At 69.5% G+C, this 18,756-nt stretch carries 20 protein-coding genes; 7 read left to right on the forward strand and 13 right to left on the reverse strand.

Annotation, left to right across the window (positions count from 1 at the left end; genetic code table 11):
• Positions 1–18: 18 nt before the first annotated feature.
• Genes ACIBL3_RS11000 through ACIBL3_RS11010 form a run of 3 tightly spaced genes read left to right on the forward strand, consistent with a single transcriptional unit; the run spans position 19 to position 2,838 of the window.
• A complete protein-coding gene (locus tag ACIBL3_RS11000) occupies positions 19–285 on the forward strand; it encodes a hypothetical protein (protein WP_396353107.1) in 267 nt (88 codons plus the stop codon).
• Complete coding sequence (locus ACIBL3_RS11005) at positions 282–2,138, forward strand: TOMM precursor leader peptide-binding protein (protein ID WP_396353108.1); 1,857 nt, start codon at positions 282–284, stop codon at positions 2,136–2,138. The genes ACIBL3_RS11000 and ACIBL3_RS11005 overlap by 4 nt, the downstream gene beginning before the upstream one ends.
• Position 2,139: 1 nt before the next feature.
• Positions 2,140–2,838 carry a SagB/ThcOx family dehydrogenase gene (locus tag ACIBL3_RS11010; RefSeq protein WP_396353109.1) on the forward strand — a complete coding sequence of 233 codons (699 nt, stop codon included), beginning with the start codon at positions 2,140–2,142 and terminating at the stop codon, positions 2,836–2,838.
• On the opposite strand, the gene ACIBL3_RS11015 is transcribed toward ACIBL3_RS11010, so the two are convergent.
• The 6 genes from ACIBL3_RS11015 to ACIBL3_RS11040 form a co-directional block, all read right to left on the reverse strand.
• Positions 2,835–5,774 (reverse strand): AAA family ATPase, encoded by a 2,940-nt coding sequence (locus tag ACIBL3_RS11015; protein ID WP_396353110.1) that lies wholly within the window; start codon positions 5,772–5,774, stop codon positions 2,835–2,837. The two genes, ACIBL3_RS11010 and ACIBL3_RS11015, sit on opposite strands and share 4 nt — an antisense overlap.
• A 94-nt stretch (positions 5,775–5,868) precedes the next feature.
• Positions 5,869–6,267, reverse strand: a complete 399-nt coding sequence (locus ACIBL3_RS11020) for a hypothetical protein (RefSeq protein ID WP_396353111.1) — start codon at positions 6,265–6,267, stop codon at positions 5,869–5,871.
• 100 nt (positions 6,268–6,367) lie between these two features.
• Positions 6,368–6,964, reverse strand: a complete 597-nt coding sequence (locus ACIBL3_RS11025; RefSeq protein WP_396353112.1) for a hypothetical protein — start codon at positions 6,962–6,964, stop codon at positions 6,368–6,370.
• A gap of 2 nt (positions 6,965–6,966) precedes the next feature.
• Positions 6,967–7,572, reverse strand: coding sequence for an RdgB/HAM1 family non-canonical purine NTP pyrophosphatase (gene rdgB, locus ACIBL3_RS11030; RefSeq protein ID WP_396353113.1), 606 nt, complete (start codon positions 7,570–7,572; stop codon positions 6,967–6,969).
• A complete protein-coding gene (gene rph, locus ACIBL3_RS11035; RefSeq protein ID WP_396353114.1) occupies positions 7,569–8,285 on the reverse strand; it encodes a ribonuclease PH in 717 nt (238 codons plus the stop codon). Before rph ends, rdgB begins: the two co-directional genes overlap by 4 nt.
• A gap of 10 nt (positions 8,286–8,295) precedes the next feature.
• Entirely contained in the window at positions 8,296–9,114 is an 819-nt protein-coding gene (locus ACIBL3_RS11040; RefSeq protein WP_396353115.1) for an SGNH/GDSL hydrolase family protein, read from the reverse strand.
• A 162-nt stretch (positions 9,115–9,276) separates the two neighbouring features.
• On the opposite strand from ACIBL3_RS11040, the gene ACIBL3_RS11045 reads away from it, so the two are divergent.
• The 3 genes from ACIBL3_RS11045 to ACIBL3_RS11055 all read left to right on the forward strand — a co-directional run bounded on the left by ACIBL3_RS11045 (position 9,277) and on the right by ACIBL3_RS11055 (position 12,420).
• On the forward strand, positions 9,277–10,449 hold the full coding sequence (locus ACIBL3_RS11045) for a Gfo/Idh/MocA family protein (RefSeq protein ID WP_396353116.1): 1,173 nt from the start codon (positions 9,277–9,279) through the stop codon (positions 10,447–10,449).
• Between the two features lie 163 nt (positions 10,450–10,612).
• Complete coding sequence (locus ACIBL3_RS11050; RefSeq protein WP_396353117.1) at positions 10,613–11,452, forward strand: hypothetical protein; 840 nt, start codon at positions 10,613–10,615, stop codon at positions 11,450–11,452.
• Positions 11,449–12,420, forward strand: coding sequence for a DNA glycosylase AlkZ-like family protein (locus ACIBL3_RS11055; protein WP_396353118.1), 972 nt, complete (start codon positions 11,449–11,451; stop codon positions 12,418–12,420). The genes ACIBL3_RS11050 and ACIBL3_RS11055 overlap by 4 nt, the downstream gene beginning before the upstream one ends.
• Here ACIBL3_RS11055 and ACIBL3_RS11060 read toward each other — a convergent pair.
• From ACIBL3_RS11060 to murI, 4 genes are all read right to left on the reverse strand, one after another.
• Entirely contained in the window at positions 12,415–13,008 is a 594-nt protein-coding gene (locus ACIBL3_RS11060; protein ID WP_396353119.1) for a TetR family transcriptional regulator, read from the reverse strand. The genes ACIBL3_RS11055 and ACIBL3_RS11060 overlap by 6 nt on opposite strands.
• A complete protein-coding gene (locus tag ACIBL3_RS11065; protein WP_396353120.1) occupies positions 13,005–14,519 on the reverse strand; it encodes a DHA2 family efflux MFS transporter permease subunit in 1,515 nt (504 codons plus the stop codon). The genes ACIBL3_RS11060 and ACIBL3_RS11065 overlap by 4 nt, the downstream gene beginning before the upstream one ends.
• 70 nt (positions 14,520–14,589) lie before the next feature.
• The gene (locus ACIBL3_RS11070; protein WP_396353121.1) at positions 14,590–15,336 is read right to left on the reverse strand and encodes an MBL fold metallo-hydrolase; all 747 of its coding nucleotides are present in this window, start codon (positions 15,334–15,336) and stop codon (positions 14,590–14,592) included.
• A 134-nt stretch (positions 15,337–15,470) separates the two neighbouring features.
• Complete coding sequence (gene murI, locus ACIBL3_RS11075) at positions 15,471–16,274, reverse strand: glutamate racemase (protein ID WP_396353122.1); 804 nt, start codon at positions 16,272–16,274, stop codon at positions 15,471–15,473.
• 202 nt (positions 16,275–16,476) lie between these two features.
• On the opposite strand from murI, the gene ACIBL3_RS11080 reads away from it, so the two are divergent.
• Positions 16,477–16,836 (forward strand): hypothetical protein, encoded by a 360-nt coding sequence (locus ACIBL3_RS11080; RefSeq protein WP_396353123.1) that lies wholly within the window; start codon positions 16,477–16,479, stop codon positions 16,834–16,836.
• 188 nt (positions 16,837–17,024) lie between these two features.
• Here ACIBL3_RS11080 and ACIBL3_RS11085 read toward each other — a convergent pair whose 3' ends face one another.
• From ACIBL3_RS11085 to ACIBL3_RS11095, 3 genes are read right to left on the reverse strand one after another with little or no spacing between them, the layout of a single operon-like run.
• Positions 17,025–17,975, reverse strand: a complete 951-nt coding sequence (locus ACIBL3_RS11085; protein ID WP_396353361.1) for a PLP-dependent cysteine synthase family protein — start codon at positions 17,973–17,975, stop codon at positions 17,025–17,027.
• Complete coding sequence (locus tag ACIBL3_RS11090) at positions 17,975–18,253, reverse strand: MoaD/ThiS family protein (RefSeq protein WP_396353124.1); 279 nt, start codon at positions 18,251–18,253, stop codon at positions 17,975–17,977. The genes ACIBL3_RS11085 and ACIBL3_RS11090 overlap by 1 nt, the downstream gene beginning before the upstream one ends.
• A 2-nt stretch (positions 18,254–18,255) precedes the next feature.
• On the reverse strand, positions 18,256–18,711 hold the full coding sequence (locus tag ACIBL3_RS11095; RefSeq protein ID WP_396353125.1) for a Mov34/MPN/PAD-1 family protein: 456 nt from the start codon (positions 18,709–18,711) through the stop codon (positions 18,256–18,258).
• Positions 18,712–18,756 lie beyond the last annotated feature (45 nt).

Genomic DNA, 18,756 nt, shown 5'->3' on the forward strand with positions numbered 1-18,756 from the left:
ACGACGGGAGGGGGAACGATGGCCGTCCAGGAGTTGGAAGACCTGAAGCGCCGGTTCCAGACCATGAAGGAGAAGCTGGACACGGTGTCCGACCAGGAGTGGCAGGCCTACGTCAAGGTCCGCGACATCCTCGCCGCCGACAGCGATTCCGGGCTCGGTTCGGCGGCCCACCTGGGTGGGTTGCGCTGCGCCATGATGGGCATCTTCGAGACGCCCGGGGAGGTGGGCACGCTCGGCGAGCACGACGCCGGCGCGGTCCAGCGCTTCGCGAACCTCGGCGAATGACGGGGCGGCTGCCCGGGATGCGCGTCCTGGTCGGCCATCCGGAGCTCACTGCGGCCCTGGCCGGGTCGGCGATCCCGTCTGCCCGTTGGGTGCGAGCGCCGTACCCGGAGCAGCGCGAGGAGTTGCCGGCGGTGATGACCGGCGCCGATCTCGTGATCGCTGCCGACGACGGTGCGTTTCCGGTGCTGCACTCCTGGGTCAACACGACCGGGCTGCGCCTGGCCGTGCCGACGCTGCATGTCGCCGTACGGGGACCCCAGGCGACTGTCGGTCCGCTGGTGCTGCCGGGCGAGGGGCCGTGCTACTTGTGCTGGCGGATGCGGGCGCTCGCGTGCGAGCAGGACTTCGCGGCGGCGATGGCGGTCGAGGAAGAGCTTGACGCCCGCCGATCACCGGATGCGGCTCAGGCGGTGCTGCCCGCGCTGCTGGAGATGGTCACTCGGGCGGAGCTCTCCGATGGTGTGCTGGCCCTCGATGCAGGGACTGGCGTCGAGCAGTTGCATCCGGTGCTGCCGCGTCCGGACTGTCCAGCGTGTGCAAAGAGCCGCCAACCACCGACTGCGGTCTCCATCGACATGGACGACGTCGAACGCCGCACGGTCGATCGGCTGTGCGGTGTCGTCCGGGTGCTGGAGCTGATGCCGAAGGACGTCGACGAGCCGGAGCGGCCTTACGTCGTACGTGCCGAGCTGGCGAACGCCCACTTCCGCACGAGCCGCGACGCGTTCATCTCCTGCACGGGCAAGGGCTGGACCCGGCGGGCGGCGCGTGACACCGCGATCGGCGAGGCCCTCGAGCGGTACGCCGCGATGACCTGGCAACCCGAGCGCAGGCTCACCTCGACGTACGACGGACTGGACCGGCCCGGCCTGCATCCGCGGGACCTGGTGCTGTTCGCCGATCACCAGTACGACGACCTGCCCTACGAGCCCTGGCGACCGGAGACCGAGTTGGAGTGGGTGCCCGCGCAGTCGCTGGTGACCGGTCAGGAGGTCTGGATCCCCTTACTGGCAACGCATCTGGCCTACCGGTCACCGGCCGCGCTGTTCCCGGCCACGTCGAATGGGTTCGCAGCCGGACTGGACCGGGACAGCGCCACACTGCGGGCGCTGCTGGAGGTGGTCGAGCGGGACGCGTTCGCGATCGCCTGGACGCATCGGCTGCCCGGCCGGTGCGTGGCTGCGGCGGACGTGCCCGACGAGGTCGTGCAAGGGATCGCCTCGACGCATGCGCGGCGTGGCGTCGAGCTGACGGTGCATCTGCTCCCGACCGATACGACGGCCACCGCCGTACTCGCTGTCGCGTGGTCCGACCGGGCACCGGCTGCGGTGATCGGGACCGCTGCCGCCATGGACCCAGTGGCTGCTGCGCGGTCTGCGGTGCTGGAGGTGGCGCAGGTTCGCCCTCTGCTGCGCAGTCGGCTCCGGCTGCCCGCTGTCCGGGCTCGGATGGCGGAGTTGGCCGCCGTACCGGGCAAGGTCGCGACGCTGGACGATCATGACCTGCTGTACGCCGCCCCGGCCGCCGTTGACGGACTGCGGTTCCTCTGGGACAACCCGCGGATGCCGTGGCCGGACACGTCCCCGGACGACGAAAGCCTGACGGCGTTGGTCCAATCGCTGGCTGCGGTCGCGCCGGACGTGCTTGCGGTGGACGTCACGCCGCCTGATGTCGAGGCTGTCGGTGTCCGCGTGGTGCGCGGGCTGGTGCCGGGCTTCGTGCCGATCTGGTTCGGCGCGAACCAGGCACGGCTCGGCGGATCCCGCTTGCTGGAGCTGCCGGCCCGGCTCGGCCTGCGACCGGCACCGGCCCGCTTGGACGAGCTGAACCTCGCCCCACACCCACTGGCCTGAGATGCCCGACTTTCCGACCCCAGGACGAGAGGATCCGACGGCCCCGTGGATCCCGCTGCCGACGGGCCTGAAGCTCGACATGCCGCTGGCGGACCTGGTCCGCAACCGCGTGTCCTGCCGCGCGTTCCAGGACCGTCCGATCGGCTTCCCGGAGCTGGCCACGCTGCTACGGGTCGGGTACGGGAGCACCGGAGTGACCGACGACGGGCCGCTCTATGTCGTCGATCGAGTGGTGCCGTCCGGCGGCGGGCTCTACCCACTCGAACTCAGCGTGATCGTGCGCTGCGTGGACGACCTGCCTGCTGGCATCTACCACTACGTCCCGCTCGCGGACGGCCTGGAGCAAGTCAGCGAAGGCGCGGTGCCGCCGGCACTGGTCAGCCGGCTGTTCTTGGACCAGCCGTGGGCGGCCGAGGCTGCCGTCGTACTGGTGCTGTCCGCGCGCTCGACGGACAAGTACGGCGACCGCGGGTCCCGGTACGCGCTACTGGAAGCAGGGCATGTCGCGCAGAACGTCGTACTCGCAGCGACCGGCCTCGACCTCGGAGTGGTCAACCTCGGCGGCTTCCTCGACGACGAACTGTCTGGGCTGCTGCAGCTCGGGTCCGAGCGCGTGCTGTACGGCGCAGCCGTCGGCCGACCGTCGTCCGCCGACCGCACCGCCCGCCGCGCGCTCGGCCGACTGGAGGACGGCGGCTAGTCAGCTGGTGAGTGGCCGAGGCGGATCGCGAGCGCGGCTACCTCGCGGCGAGACGACGTACCGGTCTTGTGCAGCAGGTTGGACACGTGCACGCTGACCGTCTTCTCGCTGATGAACAGCGCCTGCGCGATCTCGGCGTACGTCCGCCCGGCCACCAGGTACGCGAGCACCTCGCGCTCTCGCTTCGTCAACGAACGCAGGCGTTCCGGTGCCTCGTCCGGCACAGGCTGAGCCGGCTCCTGCAGCGGGACGCCGCCAAGAGCCGCCAGAGCCTCGACCTGGTTGAGCAACGGCTGCGCACCGACCTCGCTCGCAAACCGGTGCGCAGACCGCAGCGGTACGGCGACGACGGACCGGGCGGCCCCTTCGTCGAGCAGAGCCTGTGCCCACCGCGCTGAGGCAACAGCCTCGTCCCAACGCAGTCCCGCGTCGGCAGACCGCCGTACGGCGTCCTCCCAGGCAGCCGAAGTGGACGACTCGAACGCCGCGAACAACGCCTGCATAGCCGGCTGGATCAGGTCAGCGGGTCCGCCGGGTTCGAAGGGCGCCGGCTGCATCGTCCGGCGCGCGGCGCGGAGGTCGTCGAAGGCAGCCCGGGTCGTCTGCATGGCGTCGCTGTCCTGCCGGTCCCTCGCAGCCTCCATCAGCGCGGCCGCTGCGCGTGCTCCCCACACCAGCAGTTCGTCGGCGTCGCGGGTATCGACGTTCGGAACGCCGATCGTTCGCGACAACAGGTCGAGGGCAGCTTCGGCTCGACCGGTGGCAAGCAGGTACTCCGCCAGGACCGGCTGCGAGAACAGGCCGTCCCGGCTCTCGATTCCCGGGAGCAGTTCTTGCGCCCGCTCGAGGTGCAGGCCTGCCGCGTCCGTGTCTCCTTGCCGCACTGCCAACGAAGCCGCACTCAGGCGTACCATCGCGGCCGCGTTCGGCAGACCGGTCAGGGAGAGGCCTTCGCGGATGACCTCCGCGCTTTCCTGCAATCGCCCGAACATCAGCAGGTGATGGGACAGCAGCCCGGCGGCGAAGACCGCGACCGACTGCGCGCCGACGTTGAGGGCGAACGAGAGGAACCGCTGAGTGGGGTCGATGCATTCGGTCACCCGGCCGCGCCGGCTGAGGAAGTTCTGGCGGATCACGAGCATCCGCCAGATCAGTTCCGGGTCGCCGGTCTCCTCGGCGAACCCCAGGCCGGTGGCGGTGTCCTGGTCCGCGCGCTCCCCATGGCTGTCGGCATTCCCGCGGGCGGCGTACGCGAGGCTGAGGGCCGCCTTCGCGCCCGACCGCTCAGCGGCTTGCACTGCTTCCTCGGCGTACGTCGCGGACAGTTCGAGCTCGTTGTTCCACCACTGGCACCAACTCAGGTACGCGAGTGCCTCGGCGTACTCCGCGCTGTCGGGGAAGCCCCGGCTGAGCTCGACCGCATGCTCCGCCTCGGCGATCGGCCGCCCATGGGTCCGGCCCGTCGCGAAGGCCGAGTCTGCCCACCGCCTCAGCAGCCGACAGGCCTGCAGTGGCGCTGCCCGCTCGTCGACGAGTTCGAGCGCACGGCTCCACGCTTGGAAGCTCGCCTCGCCCTCGCCGACCAGGTCGTTCGCCCGCGCGACCCGCTCCAGCAGCCGCACCTCTTCGTCAACGTCGCCGCCGTGGACCGTCGGCCAGAGACGCGCCGCACGACGCAGATGGCCCGCCTCCTCGCGCCGCGCCTTGATCCCGCTCGCAAGGTCGGCCGCTCGCAGCGACGCCTCGAAACAGGCCTCCAGATCACTTGCGGCCTCGTAGTGGAGCGCCAGATCGCCCTGTCGCTGGAGCTCGTCCAGGCCGGTCGCCGTACGGGCTGCCAGCGTCTTCGCCCAGGCGGCGTGCACGGACTCCGCCTCACCGGGGACGAAGGTGGCGTACAGAACCTCGGCCAGCAGCGAGTGCCGGAACCAGCACACGCCCGCGCCCTGTGCCACGGTGATCCCGGTGTTCGTCGCCTCGGCCAGGGCGCTGGTCACGGCGCCGGGACCGATGCCGTGCGCCGAAGCGACTTCCCGGAGGTCATCGATCGAGGTCGGCCGGCCCGCGACCGCCAGCAGCCGCATGACCTCACGCGCCGTCGCCGGGAGCCGGTGCCAGGCGGCGAGCAACGCTCCGCTCAGCTCGGCCGGCAGTCCGGCGGGCAGTTCGTCGGCGGTCACCGGGACTCCCTCGAGGAGTAGCTCGCTGAGATACGGGTTGCCGTCGGACCGTCGTACGACGTCGTCCACCAGGTGATGATGTGGACGACCGCCGAGCAACATCGCGACCTGCTGCTCGGTCTCGTCCCAGCTCAGCCGGTCCAGCCGTACGACGCTCACCGCCGGCAGCCGGCGTAGATCCGCCAGCCAGCTGTGGATCGGATGACCGGTGCCGAGCTCCTCGTCCCGACACGTCGTCAGGACTCCCAGCCGCTGCCGGCGGAATCCCGCGACCAGATAGGCGAGTGCGTCGCGGGACGCCGGATCGGCCCACTGCACGTCGTCCACGACCAGAATGGCCGGCCGGCGCGTGGCGATCGCGACGACCATTGCATCGACCACGGACAGCAGTCGGACCTCACGGTCGTCGGCGTATCCACCGAGTGACGGCAACAACTCCCCTGCGGCCGGGACAGCCTTGAGGACCTCGGCCACGTCACTGGGCTCGGCCGACTCGACCCAACCCTCCAGTGCTGCGACCAGAGGACCGTACGGCGAGTCGACTGCGCCGAAGCGGACACAGCGCCCCCACAAGACGGCCATGCCGCTGTCTGCAGCCTCGGCACACACCGCCTGGACCAGGCGGGTCTTGCCCACACCGGCCTCACCGTGCACGAACACCGCACACGGCCGACCGTCGGCCGCTCCCCGGATCGCCGCGGCGAGGATCGCCGTCTCCGCGACTCGACCCGCAAGGCCGGTTGTTCCCCCTCCCACAGGGTTCAGTCTGCGCTCACCGGCCTGGCCTGTCTGTACCAGCTGTCCGGCGCGCAGGCCCGCCGGACAGCTGGTCCCCCTCCTCTGAAACGCCCTATGTCGCCGGACGGTGATGACGCCGGACCAGCCACATCCCACCGAAGCAGAGTCCGGCGGCGCCGAGCGCGGAGGCGCCCATCTGCAGCGCGGTCTCCCCGGCGTCGGACTTGCTCACCTTGGCAGCGGCGGACGCAGCCTGCACCGGCGTCACTCCGTACCTCGCGTCGCGGACCTGCGGCTCGTACTTCGGGTCGTAGTTCGGGTAGCTGTACTCGGGGACTTTGTCGCCGTCGCCCGGGAATCCGGTGCCTTCGTCAGGCCAGGCGGGCGGATCCGTCTTGACGACGGTGAACTCCCGGTCCGGATGCGGGTCGGCGGCGGCTTCGGTGGCAGTGAACGCGAACGCGCCCACTGCGGTTGCGGACAGTGCGAGGGCTGACCACCTGCGGTTCATGATTCCTCCTGTGAGACCGGCGGCGGATTCGCCGCTCGATCTCACGATCGGATTCCAGCCCCCACCCCCACATCGGAACCAACCCCTCAGAAACCGCCCCCTACCCCTCAGATCTGCGCGACTCCAGGTACGCCGTGCCGCGGGGGCTGAGTTCGTAGCCGACTTCGAGGCTGTGGGTGAGGCCGAGGTTCTTGAGTTTGCGGACGTCGAGTTTGAAGGGAGCGGTCTCGCGGCCTAGCTCGGTGGCGAGGTCCGCGGCTCGGGTGGCCGGCTTGGCCTGGATCAAGCGGAGTGTCGCGACAGTCCAGGGACCGTGGTGGCTGAGTGCGTCGAACTTGTCCAGGCGTGACGTCAGGTCCTCGAGGTCCGCGGCGGTGAGGGTGGACTGGGCGGCGAGCTGTTCGCGCGGGTCGGGGCCCTCGACCAGGTGGAACTTGATCAGGAACGTGGGCCAGTCCTCGTTGCCGCGGAGCCGGCGGCGGACGTCCTTGGCGTTGCGGCGATCCGCGGCCGCGACGTCGGCGTCGGTGTCTGCGATCAGGTCCGGGTTGACCTCCCGGACACTGTCGATCTCGATCCGGCCGGCGTTGGTGCGGTAGATCCGCCCCTCGACCACACGCGCCTCGGCCCAGCGCCGGTACGCCGTGGTGATCTTGCCGTCCGCAACACCGTCCCGATCCGATCCGGCGAAAAGCATGACTACCCTCCCAGCGCCTTCGCGACGATTGGGGCGAGGGCGCGCAACGCCCTGCCCCGGTGGCTGATCGCGTCCTTCTCCTCGATCGACAGCTCGGCCGTGGTCCGGTCGTACCCGTCGGCGGCGAACAGGACGTCGTACCCGAACCCGCCGGTGCCGCGCAGCTCCCGGATCACGTGGCCGCGCATCTCGCCGATCACGATCTCGTCCTCGGAATCCGGCCGGACGAACGCGACAGCGGCGACGAACGACGCCCCGCGGCGCTCGTCCGGGACGTCCTCGAGCTGCCCGAGCAGCAGCACGTTGTTCGCGTGGTTGTCCTTCGCCGGCCCGGACCAGCGCGCGGACAGCACGCCAGGCATCCCGTTCAGCGCGTCGACACAGATCCCGCTGTCGTCCGCGATCGACGGCAACCCGGTCGCCTTCATCGCGGCGTGCGCCTTCAGCAGCGCGTTCCCCTCGAACGTCGGCTCGGTCTCGGCGGGTTCGTCGTACGGCGGTACGTCGCCCAGCCCGAGCACCTCGATCCCCGGCACGATCGGGGTCAGGATCCGGCGCAGTTCCTCGAGCTTCTTCTTGTTGTTGGAGGCAAGCAAAATACGGCTCACGCGAGCGCCTCCTGCTGCAGCTTGGTGAGCTCGGCGCATCCCGCCGTACCGAGTTCGAGCAGGCTGTCCAGCTCGGAGCGGTCGAACGGCGCACCCTCGGCGGTGCCCTGGACCTCGATGAATCTGCCGTCGCCGGTCATCACGAGATTCATGTCGGTCTCGGCCCGGACGTCCTCCTCGTAGCACAGGTCGAGCATCGGCGCGCCGTCGATGATGCCGACCGAGACCGCGGACACCGAGCCGGTCAGCGGCTCGGACTTGAGCAGCTTGCGGTCACGCAGGAACGACACCGCGTCGGCCAGGGCGACGTACGCGCCGGTGATCGCCGCGGTCCGGGTGCCGCCGTCGGCCTGCAGTACGTCGCAGTCGAGCAGGATGGTGTTCTCGCCGAGCGCCTTGTAGTCGATCACGGCCCGCAGCGAACGCCCGATCAGCCGGGAGATCTCGTGCGTGCGGCCACCGATCCGGCCCTTCACCGACTCCCGGTCCGAGCGGGTGTTCGTCGACCGGGGCAGCATCGCGTACTCCGCGCTGACCCAGCCCAGCCCGGAGCCCTTCCGCCAGCGCGGCACACCCTCGGTCACGCTCGCCGCGCACAGCACCCGGGTACGGCCGAACTCGACCAGCACCGAGCCCTCCGCGTGGTCGAGCCACTTCCGGGTCAGCGTCACGGGCCGAAGCTGGTCGGCAGTACGTCCATCAATACGCGCCATGCCCCCGACCCTATGCCTCCACGCGCTGCACCTCCGCATTGGTGGCCGGCTTCAGCTGACTGACCGCCATCCGGGCTGCCCAAGGGGTCAGATCGCCGGCCCGGCGGCCGAGCCACGGCACCCCTTCGCGGACCATCCAGACCGCGTCCGCCCACCGACTCGGCGGCCGATAGGCACAGTCCAGCTCCGGCGGTACGTCGATCCGCAGACCACGCCGGGCGAGTTCGTCGGCGAACCCGCGGGCCAGCCGGCGGTGACCGCGTTCCCCGGGGTGCAGCCGGTCGACGCTCCAGAAGTCCCGGCGGTACACCTCCGGGTAGTTGGCCATGTCCAGCCGGATCCCGCCGTGCCTGGCGTGCAGGTCGTCGTACGCGAGGTTGACCTGCTCGATCCGCTGCCACAGTGGCCGGCGAAGCCAGGCTGGCAGCCCGAACACCTGGCCGTGGTCGTGGAACCGGACGGTGAGCAGCAGCGCGCCGCGCGCGGTCAGCTGCTCGGCGCACAACTGCAGGCAATCGCGGATCCGGCCGGGGTCGAAGGTGGAACGCAGGGTGTCGTTGACCCCGACGATCAGGGAGGCGATGTCGATCGGAAGCTCGGTCGACACCGCGTCGGGCAGTTGGTCGGTCGCGACGGCGGACGCGGTGGCGCCGCTGGTCGCGAAGTTGGAGAACGTCACACGGTGGGAGCTGGCCAGGGCGTCGGCGAGCAGCGAGGCCCAGCCCCGCCACCCTTCGCCCGGTCGAGCGCCGGCACCGGCAAGGTCGGTCGTGCTACTGCCGTTCATCGGGTCCCCGACACCCACGGTGGTCGAGTCCCCCAGTGCCACGTAGTGGAGGCTCACATTCCGTCATGGTGAGGTCACCGGTCGAGCCGCTGGTGTTGCCCGGATGACGACTGGGGCAATTCCAGTGGGAGGAAGGGTGATTGAAGGACGGAAGTGCTCGGAGTTAGGGTGCTGCAAACAACTATGTGCAGGAGTTGCCTGGTTATGACTGATCTTCGGTTCGGTGTGGTGGGTCTCGGCGCCCGCAGCCGCATCGCGCAATACGCCCACCGCCACGGCGAAGGGTCCGAGGTCGTGGCGCTCGCCGACCCGGCCGCCGCGCAGCGGGAGGCCGCGCAGGCGCAGTACCCGGAAGCCACCACGCACGCCGACCACAGCGAACTGCTGGACCAGAAGCTCGACGGGGTCTTCCTGACCACGCCGGACGACCTGCACGAGGACCCGGCGATCGACTTCCTCCGAGCCGGTGTCGCGGTGTTCGTGGAGAAGCCGCTGGCGATCACGACCTCCGGGTGCGACCGCGTACTGCAGGCGGCCTACGAGAGCGGCTCCCGCCTGTACGTCGGCCACAACATGCGGCACATGCCCGTCGTACTGACGATGCGCGACCTGATCCAGTCCGGTGCGATCGGCGAGGTGAAGGCGATCTGGTGCCGGCACTTCGTCGGCCACGGTGGCGACTTCTACTTCAAGGACTGGCATGCGGACCGGCGCCGTACGACCAGCCTGCTGTTGCAGAAGGGCGCCCACGACATCGACGTGATGCACTGGCTCGCCGGTGGCTACACGACCCGGGTGAACGCGATGGGCGCGCTGACTCTGTACGGCGGGATCGAGGATCGACTCGACCGGTCCGGGCAGCGGTTCGCCGACTTCGTGTCCGAATCCAACTGGCCGCCGTTGTCGCAGCGGGGGATGGCGCCGGTGATGGACGTCGAGGACCTGTCGATGGCGAACCTCCTGCTGGACAACGGGGTCTACCTCACCTACCAGCAGTGCCACTACACGCCGGACTACTGGCGCAACTACACCGTGATCGGCACCGAGGGCCGGCTGGAGAACTTCGGCGACAGCCCGGGCGGCGTGGTGAAGGTGTGGAACAGCAGGCGGTCCGAGTACCGCGACGACGCCGACCTGGTGGTCGACATCCCGGACGCCGACGGAGGTCACGCGGGGGCCGACCCGCGGCTGGTCGACGAGTACATCCGGTTCGTCCGCGAGGGCGGCGCGACGCTCACGTCCCCGATCGCAGCCCGCGCCGCGGTCGCCGCCGGGTACGCCGCAACCACGTCCCTGCGCGAGAACGGCACCCCGATCGACATCCCGGCCCTGGACCCGGCCGTCGTCTCATATTTCGACGGCGGGCAGAAGCGGTAGTGCTACCATCGCGATCGTGACTGTGTACGCCGCCATGCGAATGCTGAGCCCTCGATGCGGAGGACTCTAGCGGCGCACGCACTGATGCTTGCAGCGAGAGAGGCCCCCGACGCGTCGGGGGCCTCTCTCTTTTCCTTCCGGCTGCAAACGTCAATGGAGAATCATGTACCCGATCACCTACCTCACGGACTGTTCCGACGGGAACGCCCGGGCCCGGCTGAGCACCCGCATCGGCGCCCTGTTCGGCCAGTCGCCGACCATCGTGGCCGCCGACGGCCCCGACCCGGAGGCCTTCGCGGCCTTGACCCTGCTGGACTGTCTGAGATCGACGCAGTCCCTCGGTGAGGACGGCCATCCCACCATCACCCTGCTCAACATCGCGCCCCGCGACGGCGCTTGGCCGAACGGCGTGCCGTTCTGCTACTTCTGGTTCGGCGAGCACCTGGTCGCGAGCACCTTCAACCCACGGGCCTTGGCCCTGGTACGGCGGGAGCTCGACATCGACAAGGTGTTCGTGACGGACATCCGCGAGGTACTGGCCTCGGCATCCTGGACGAACCTCACGCCTGCCGACGTGGACAGCATCGCGGACACCCAGTTCCGCAGCCTCTGGTACCTGCCGCTGCTCGCCAAGTGGGTCGCCGACGACCGCCCGGTCGCCTCCACGCCAACCGCCGTACCCGTGACTCCGGAGGAGCCGCCGACCGTCAGCGTCATCGACAACTTCGGCAACTGCAAGTTCGACTGCCTCCCCGTCGACGCCGGGTTCGCCCTCGGCGCAACCCTCCCCATCACCCACCGCACCCCTACCGGCGCCGCGACGATCACCCACGTCACCTGCTACCCACACCTCACCGCAGTCCCCCGCAACACCCCCGGCCTGATCCCCGGCAGCTCCGGCACCGGCTACCTGGAACTCGTGATCCGCAACGCCTCCGCCGCCACCCACTTCAACCTCCACCCCGGCGACGCACCCCTCTGCCCAGCAGAATCTGGTGCGTGAGTCTCTCGATCAGTTACCAGGACGCCGTCCGCTACCGGCTGTGGGTGAATCGGCTGGCAGAGCGCTTGCCGGCCGGGGCGTACATGGAGGCGGCTCGGTATGGGTTGCAGGACGCGGCGCCTCGGGATGCGTTGGTGGCGTTGCACGCGCGGGTGGCCGGGTGTGAGCCGGGGGCTTGGGAGGCTCCGGGGCTGATTCAGACTTACAGTCCGCGGTGCGCGGTGTACGTGTTGCCAGAGGTCGACTTCGGGGTCTTCACGATCGGGCGGATGCCGTTGGATCCGATCGAGCGCACGGGGATCGACGAGAAGGCCGACCGGATCTGCCGCGATCTGGCGGGTGCTGAGCATCGAGGCGGGCGCGGGCCGGAGCTGAGGGGTTCGTGCGGGAGTGGGCGGCTCGCGCTTCGGTGGACGACGAGCGCACTGTACGTCCGGGAGGTTCCGCGGCCTGAGATCGACTTCTGGGAAGCACATCTGGAGCTGTGCCGACGGCATGTGCAGGCGTTCGGTCCGACCACGGTGGAGGCGTTCGCGTGGTGGGCGGGGTTGTCGAAGCCGGATGCGACCGAGGTCTGGAGCAAGCTGGCGGACGAGTTGATGCCGGTCGATCTCGAAGGCCGGCAGGGATGGATTCGTACGGAGGACGAGGATGCGGTGCGCTCCGCACCGGAGGTGACCGGGGTCCGGTTCCTCGCGGCGCCGGATCTGCGGTTGTTCGGTCAGGACCGGCACGGCTTGTTCATCGCGCCGGGACTGAAGCCGCGCATCCACCTGCACGACACGTTCCACCCGAACGGACTGATGCTGGACGGCAAACTCGTCGGGACCTGGGGCCGCCGGAAGGGCAGCGTCGACGTACGAGCCGTCAAACCCCTGTCCCCCGGCGCCAGAGAAGCGATCGAGGCCGAGGCGCTGTCCATGCCGATCCCCGGCGCGAGCATGTCGGTCGCGATCACTGAGCTATAGCGGCAGCCCCGCCTGCAGGTGCTCGAAGCCCTGGTCCATCAACCGGAGGCTGTCCTTGAGCGATAGGTCGGGCGTCATCTCGTAGGTGGCCATCACGACGCCGACGACGGCACCGGCCCATGCGCGTACGGCGAAGTCGTCAGCGGACCGATGGACGCGCTCGGCCGCCAACTCGGCCAGCAAGTCGATCCCGGCGTACAACTGATCGAGCATCCGGGCGCGGAGTTCCGGCGCCCGGAGGACGAGGCGCTGCCGCTCGGACTCGAGCTGCCACTCCTCGTCGGACAGCGTGGCCAGGCTGTCCCGGAGGGTGGCGCGCAGGGCCTCGGTCGGGTTCAGGCCGGCGGGCTGGGACCGGAACAGGTCGATCATCACCGGGTCGAGCCGGTCGAAGACGACGGTGTCCTCCTTGGTCGGGAAGTAACGGAAGAACGTGGCCGGCGACACCTCCGCCGCGGCCGCGATCTCCTGCACCGTCGTCTCGGCGTACCCCTGCTCCCGGAACAACCGCAGCGCGTGCTCCTGGATGGCCGCCCGGGTCTTCGCCTTCTTCCGCTCGCGCAACCCGGTCGGCTTGTCGGTCGTCATGAGCTGATTGTGGCAACTTCCTTCGGCTCGGTGTCGGGCGACACGGGCCGGCGCGGGAGAAAGCCCAGGGCGAGCACGAGTCCGGCGAAGGCGACCGCGCAGCACGTCCACAGGGTCGCGTTCATCCCGTGCACGAACGCGTCGCGCGCCGACTCGGCCAGGGCCGGCAGGTTCGCCTGCGCCGCGACGGCGACGGCACCGGAGGCGCTGTCGCGGGCCGCGTGCGCGGCTTCGGCAGGCAGTCCGGAGACGTCCAGCTGGTCCCGGTACGCCGAGTTGAGCACGGTGCCGAGGATCGCGACGCCGATCGTCCCGCCGACCTGACGCAACGCCTGGATGAGCGCCGAGCCCGAGCCGCTGCGTTCCACCGTCAGCGCACCGATCGCCAGATCCATCACCGGCGGCAACGTGAACCCGATACTGAGCCCGACCAGGCTGACCCAGATCGCCGTGTAGCCGTAATTGATGTTGCCCAAGGCACCCATCGCCAACCCGGCGAGCATCAGCACGAAGCCGATGGAGACGGCGACCCGCGCCCCGGCCGCGATGACGATCCGTTCGGCGATCTTCGCCCCGACCAGCAGGCCACCGATGATCGGCAGCAACCGCAGACCGGTCGACAACGCGTCCGCGCCCTGCACAGCCTGGAAGAGCTGCGGCAGCAGGAACAGCAACCCCATCAGGGCGAACGACGCCAACGTCGCAAGCACCGTCCCCCAGGTGAACCGCGGCGACCTGAACAACGCAAGGTCGACCAACGGATCCCTCGTCCGCACCTGCCACGCCCCGAATGCCGCCAGCAACGCGACCCCACCGGCGATACATCCCAGCGTCACCAGCGAACCCCAACCACGTTCCCCGGCCGCGATGAACCCGTACGTGAGTGCGACGAGCCCCGACCCCGACAGCAGGATCCCGAGTACGTCGATCCGCCCAGAACGGTGACCGCGGGCCGCCGGGATCAGCACTGCCACCGCCACCAGGCCGACCGCGACGAGCGGCAGGTTGATCAGGAAGACCGATCCCCAGCGGTAGTTGTCCAGCAGCCACCCACCGAGCACCGGCCCGAGCGGGATGCCGAGCGAGTTCGCCATCACCCAGATCGTCATCGCCCGCGCCCGCTCCTCCGGCGCGAACAGCACGTTCAGCAGCGACATCGACAGCGGGATCAGGAACGCCGCCCCGACCCCGAGCGCAGCCCTGGACGCGATCAACTGCCCGGGCGTCGACGAGAACGCACACGCGGCCGACGCGGCGCCGAACATCAGCAACGCGAACATCAGCAGCCGCTTCTGCCCGAACCGGTCCCCCAGCAACCCCGCCGGCAGCAACAGCGCGGCCAGCACCAGCGTGTACGCGTTCGCGAACCACTGCAGCTGACTCGTCGACGCCCCGAGCTCGGTCGCGAGCGTCGGCAACGCCACGTTCAGCACGGTCAGATCCAGCCCGACCACCAGCAGGCTGACCGACATCGCCCCCAGCGCCCACCATCTCCGCGGATCAGTACCCATGACAACACCCCTTCTGAGATCAGCTCTAATTTGAGAGTAGATCTCAGAATCGGTGTTGTCCAGTACTTCCTCAGATGTCGAAGACGGCGTGCGGGGTGGCGACCTCGACGGGGCCGGGGTAGGTCTTGCGGGCGTTCTCGGCTTGGGTGTCGCGGTCGTACCAGGGTGGGACGTGGGTGATGACGAGGCGTTTGACGCCGGCTTTCTTGGCCTGTTCGCCGGCGTCAGCGGGGGTGAGGTGCAGGTCGGTCGGGTTGCGCGGGTTGTTGTCCTGCAGCGCAGCCTCGGACAGCAGCAGGTCGGCGCCGCGGGCGAGCTCGATCAGCGCCTCGTTCGGCCCGGTGTCGCCGGTGTAGACGAGCGCTTTGCCGCCGTGCTCAACCCGGATCGCGTACGCCGGCACCGGGTGCACCATGGACGCGGTGCGCACCGTGAACGGCCCGATCTGCTGTACGTCCTTCCAGGTGTGGAACTCCAGCTCCTCCTCCATCCCCGGGTCGAGCGGCAGGTCGTAGGCGAGCGCCATCCGGTACGCCGTACCGGGTGGGCCGTAGACCGGGATCCGCGGAATCGGCGCGCCTGGCGAGTACTTGGCCGAGACGTACAGGCCGCACAGGTCCATACAGTGGTCAGGATGCAGGTGGGACAGGCCGATCGCGCCGATCTCCGGTACGGCGAGATGCCGCTGGAGCGAGCCGAGCGCGCCACTGCCGAGGTCCAGGATCAGGTTGAACCCGTCGGCGGTGACCAGATAGCTCGAGGCGGCCGAGTCCGGCCCGGGGACGGACCCGGAGCAGCCGAGCACGGTGAGCTTCATAGCTTGAACATTACCGGCGGGTTGCCTGCTTCGCAGGGCAACCGGTGGCGTCGCGAGAGGGCTGATCCGGTTGCCTGGCAGTGATTTCGCGCACGTCGACGCTCGATCTGGTGCCGTGGACAACGGCCGAAGGGCTAGCGGATCCAGGCGAACTGGTCGACGCCGGACAGCACCGGGCCGAGGAAGCGGGAGCCGATCGCGGCGAACTCGGCCGGGCTGCCCGTGGTGACGAACCGGTGCCGCGGCTCGGGCAGGTTGTCCGGACGGAGCAGGCCGGTCTTGGTCAGTACGCCGTACACGTCCTTGGCGCACTCCTCCGCGCTGCTGACCAGCGTGACGTTGTCACCCATCACGTAGGAGATCACGCCGGTGAGCAAGGGGTAGTGCGTACAGCCGAGGATCAGGGTGTCGACACCCGCCTCGACCAGCGGGTCGAGGTACTCGTGGGCGGCCTCGAGGAGCTCGGGGCCGGACGTCACGCCGGACTCGACGAAGTCGACGAACCTGGGACAGGCGCGAGTGAACAGCTCGACCTGCGGCGCGGCCGCGAAGCCGTCCTCGTAGGCCAGCGAGGCCGCGGTCGCCCGGGTGCAGATCACGCCGACGCGCTGGTTCCGGGTCGCTGCGACAGCACGCCGGGCCGCGGGCAGGATCACTTCCACCACGGGTACGTCGTACCGCTCGCGGGCGTCCCGGAGCATCGCGGCGCTGGCGGAGTTGCACGCGATCACGAGCATCTTGACGCCGGCCTCGACGAGGTGGTCGAGGCACTCCAGCGCGTACTCGCGCACCTCGGCGATCGGCTTCGGGCCGTACGGCTGCCGCGCGGTGTCGCCCAGGTAGAGGATCGGCTCGTGCGGCAGCTGGTCGAGCACCGCCCGCGCGACCGTGAGTCCCCCGAAGCCTGAGTCGAAGATCCCCACCGGTGCGTCAGCCACGCCGGACAGCTTAACCGGCCGATCCCGGGCAGCCGGCGACACCTGTGGACAAACCCGGGATCGGGCAGTTCTCACGCCAGGCTTACCTAAGGTAATCAAACGACACGCCGGACTTATCCACATCTTTACTCTCCGGAGTTGCCTTTTCGCGTGATGCGCGCCACTCTGGAGCGATGTTTGGTAGACCGCCCTTCGTGATGCCATGAACCTGGCGCACCACATCGCGGTGGTGCTGAGCACCACTGCCGCACCGAATCCGCAACCGGTGAACGTTACGGCCGCTGGGCAGGCCACCGGTCAGGCTGCGGAGACCAACAGCACCATGGCGGATGTCGTGGCGGCCCTCGGGCCGACCGGGACGATGCTGGTGCTGGCCATGGCGGCGTTCGCTCTGTACGTCGTCTCGCTGTCACTGCACCCGAACGCCAAGTGTCACCGCTGTAAAGGCGCCGGGCGTCACCACGGCAGCATCTTCAGCTACGCACAGCGCCCCTGCACCAGCTGCAAGGGCCGCGGCGTCCATCCCCGGATCGGACGCAGGATCCTCTTCAAGCAACCGTAGGCAGCAGCAATGACGTAACGACCCAACAGGTGCCTAAGGCAACGATCAGGCACCGCACCGGGACGGGCTCCTCCGCCGGCCCAACCCGGTGACTCCGCACTTCGACGGCCCACCCCGACGGCTCGACGCCCGGGGCGCAGCCTCGTGCGGGGTCTCCCAGACCGGCACCCGCCGGCCGGCGCTGGCAGTCAGGCCCAGAGTTGGCCTTCCAGGCGGTCTTCGGCCTCGTCGATGGTGCCTTCGTAGGCGCCGGTGGACAGGTATTTCCAGCCGCCGTCGGCGACCACGAACGCGATGTCCGCGGCCTCGCCCTCGCGCACGCACTTGGCCGCCTGGCCGAGCGCGGCGTGCAGGATCGCGCCGGTCGAGATGCCGGCGAAGATTCCCTCGTTGTCGAGCAGCTCGCGGACCCGGCGGACGGCGTCGCGCGGGCCGACCGAGAACCGGGCGTCGATGAGCGTCTCGTCGTACAGCTCGGGGACGAAGCCCTCGTCGAGGTTGCGCAGCCCGTAGACGAGCTCGCCGTACCGGGGCTCGGCGGCGACGATCCGCACCTCGGGCTTGTGCTCGCGGAAGAACCGGCCCGCGCCCATCAGCGTGCCGGTGGTGCCGAGGCCGGCCACGAAATGCGTCACCGACGGCAGGTCGGCGAGGATCTCGCGCGCGGTGCCGTCGTAGTGCGCGGCCGCGTTCGACGGGTTGCCGTACTGGTAGAGCATCACCCAGTCCGGGTGCTCCTCGGCGACCTGCTTGGCCACCCGGACCGCCTCGTTCGAGCCGCCCGCGGCCGGGGAGGAGATGATCTCGACGCCCCACATCCGCAGGATCTGCCGGCGCTCCTCGGAGGTGTTCTCCGGCATTACGCAGACCATCCGGTAGCCGCGCAGCTTGGCCGCCATCGCCAGGGAGATCCCGGTGTTGCCCGAGGTCGGCTCCAGGATCGTGTTGCCGGGCCGGAGCCGGCCGTCCTTCTCGGCGTCCAGCAGCATCCGCAGCGCGGCCCGGTCCTTGATCGAACCGGTCGGGTTGTGGTCCTCCAGCTTGGCCCACAGCCGCACGTCGGCCGACGGCGACAGCTTGGGCAGGCCGACCAGCGGCGTGCCCCCGACCGAGTCGAGCAGGCTGTCGAAACGCATGATCAGCCGCCGGCCACCGCGGGCAGCACGACGACCACGTCGCCGTCCTTCACACCGGTCTGCAGACCGCCGGTGAACCGGACGTCCTCGTCGTTCACGTACACGTTGACGAACCGGCGCAGCTCCTCCGGCTGCCCCTCGACAATGCGCTCCTTCAGGCCCGGGTGGGTGCCGTTCACGTTGTCGATGAACTCGGCCAGGGTCGCGCCGTCGCCGTTCACCGCCTTCTCACCGCCGGTGTAGGTGCGCAGGATCGTCGGTACGCGCAGCTCGATCGCCATCTCTAGTTCTCTCCTTCTGTTTCCTCATATGAACCGACCACGCGTACTTCTTCTTCCACGACCTCGCCGTCGATGATCCGGTACGACCGGACCTCGACCGGGCCGTCGTACGCCGGGGAATCCGCACCGTCCCGGGTCGACACCAGCACGTAGTGGGCGCCAGGCTCCTGGGCCAGCTTGATGTCCGTGCGGGACGGGTACGCCTCGGTCGCGGTGTGCGAGTGGTAGATCACCACCGGTTCCTCGTCGCGCTCGTCCATCTCCTTGTACAGCCGGAGCAGATCGCCGGAGTCGAACTCGTAGAACGTCGGCGACATGGCCGCGTTGAGCATCGGCACGAACCGCACCGCCCGATCGCTCCCAGCCGGCCCCGCAACCACCCCACACGCCTCGTCCGGGTGGTCCCGGCGGGCGTGCGCGACGATCGCGTCGTACGTCGGACGCTCGATGATCAGCACGAGACCAAGGTACGGCGGCCGCCGGACCGGGCCTGCCAACCCGGC

Origin of the sequence: Kribbella sp. NPDC050124, assembly GCF_044460355.1 — a bacterium.
In the GTDB taxonomy this organism is placed as follows: Bacteria; Actinomycetota; Actinomycetes; order Propionibacteriales; family Kribbellaceae; genus Kribbella.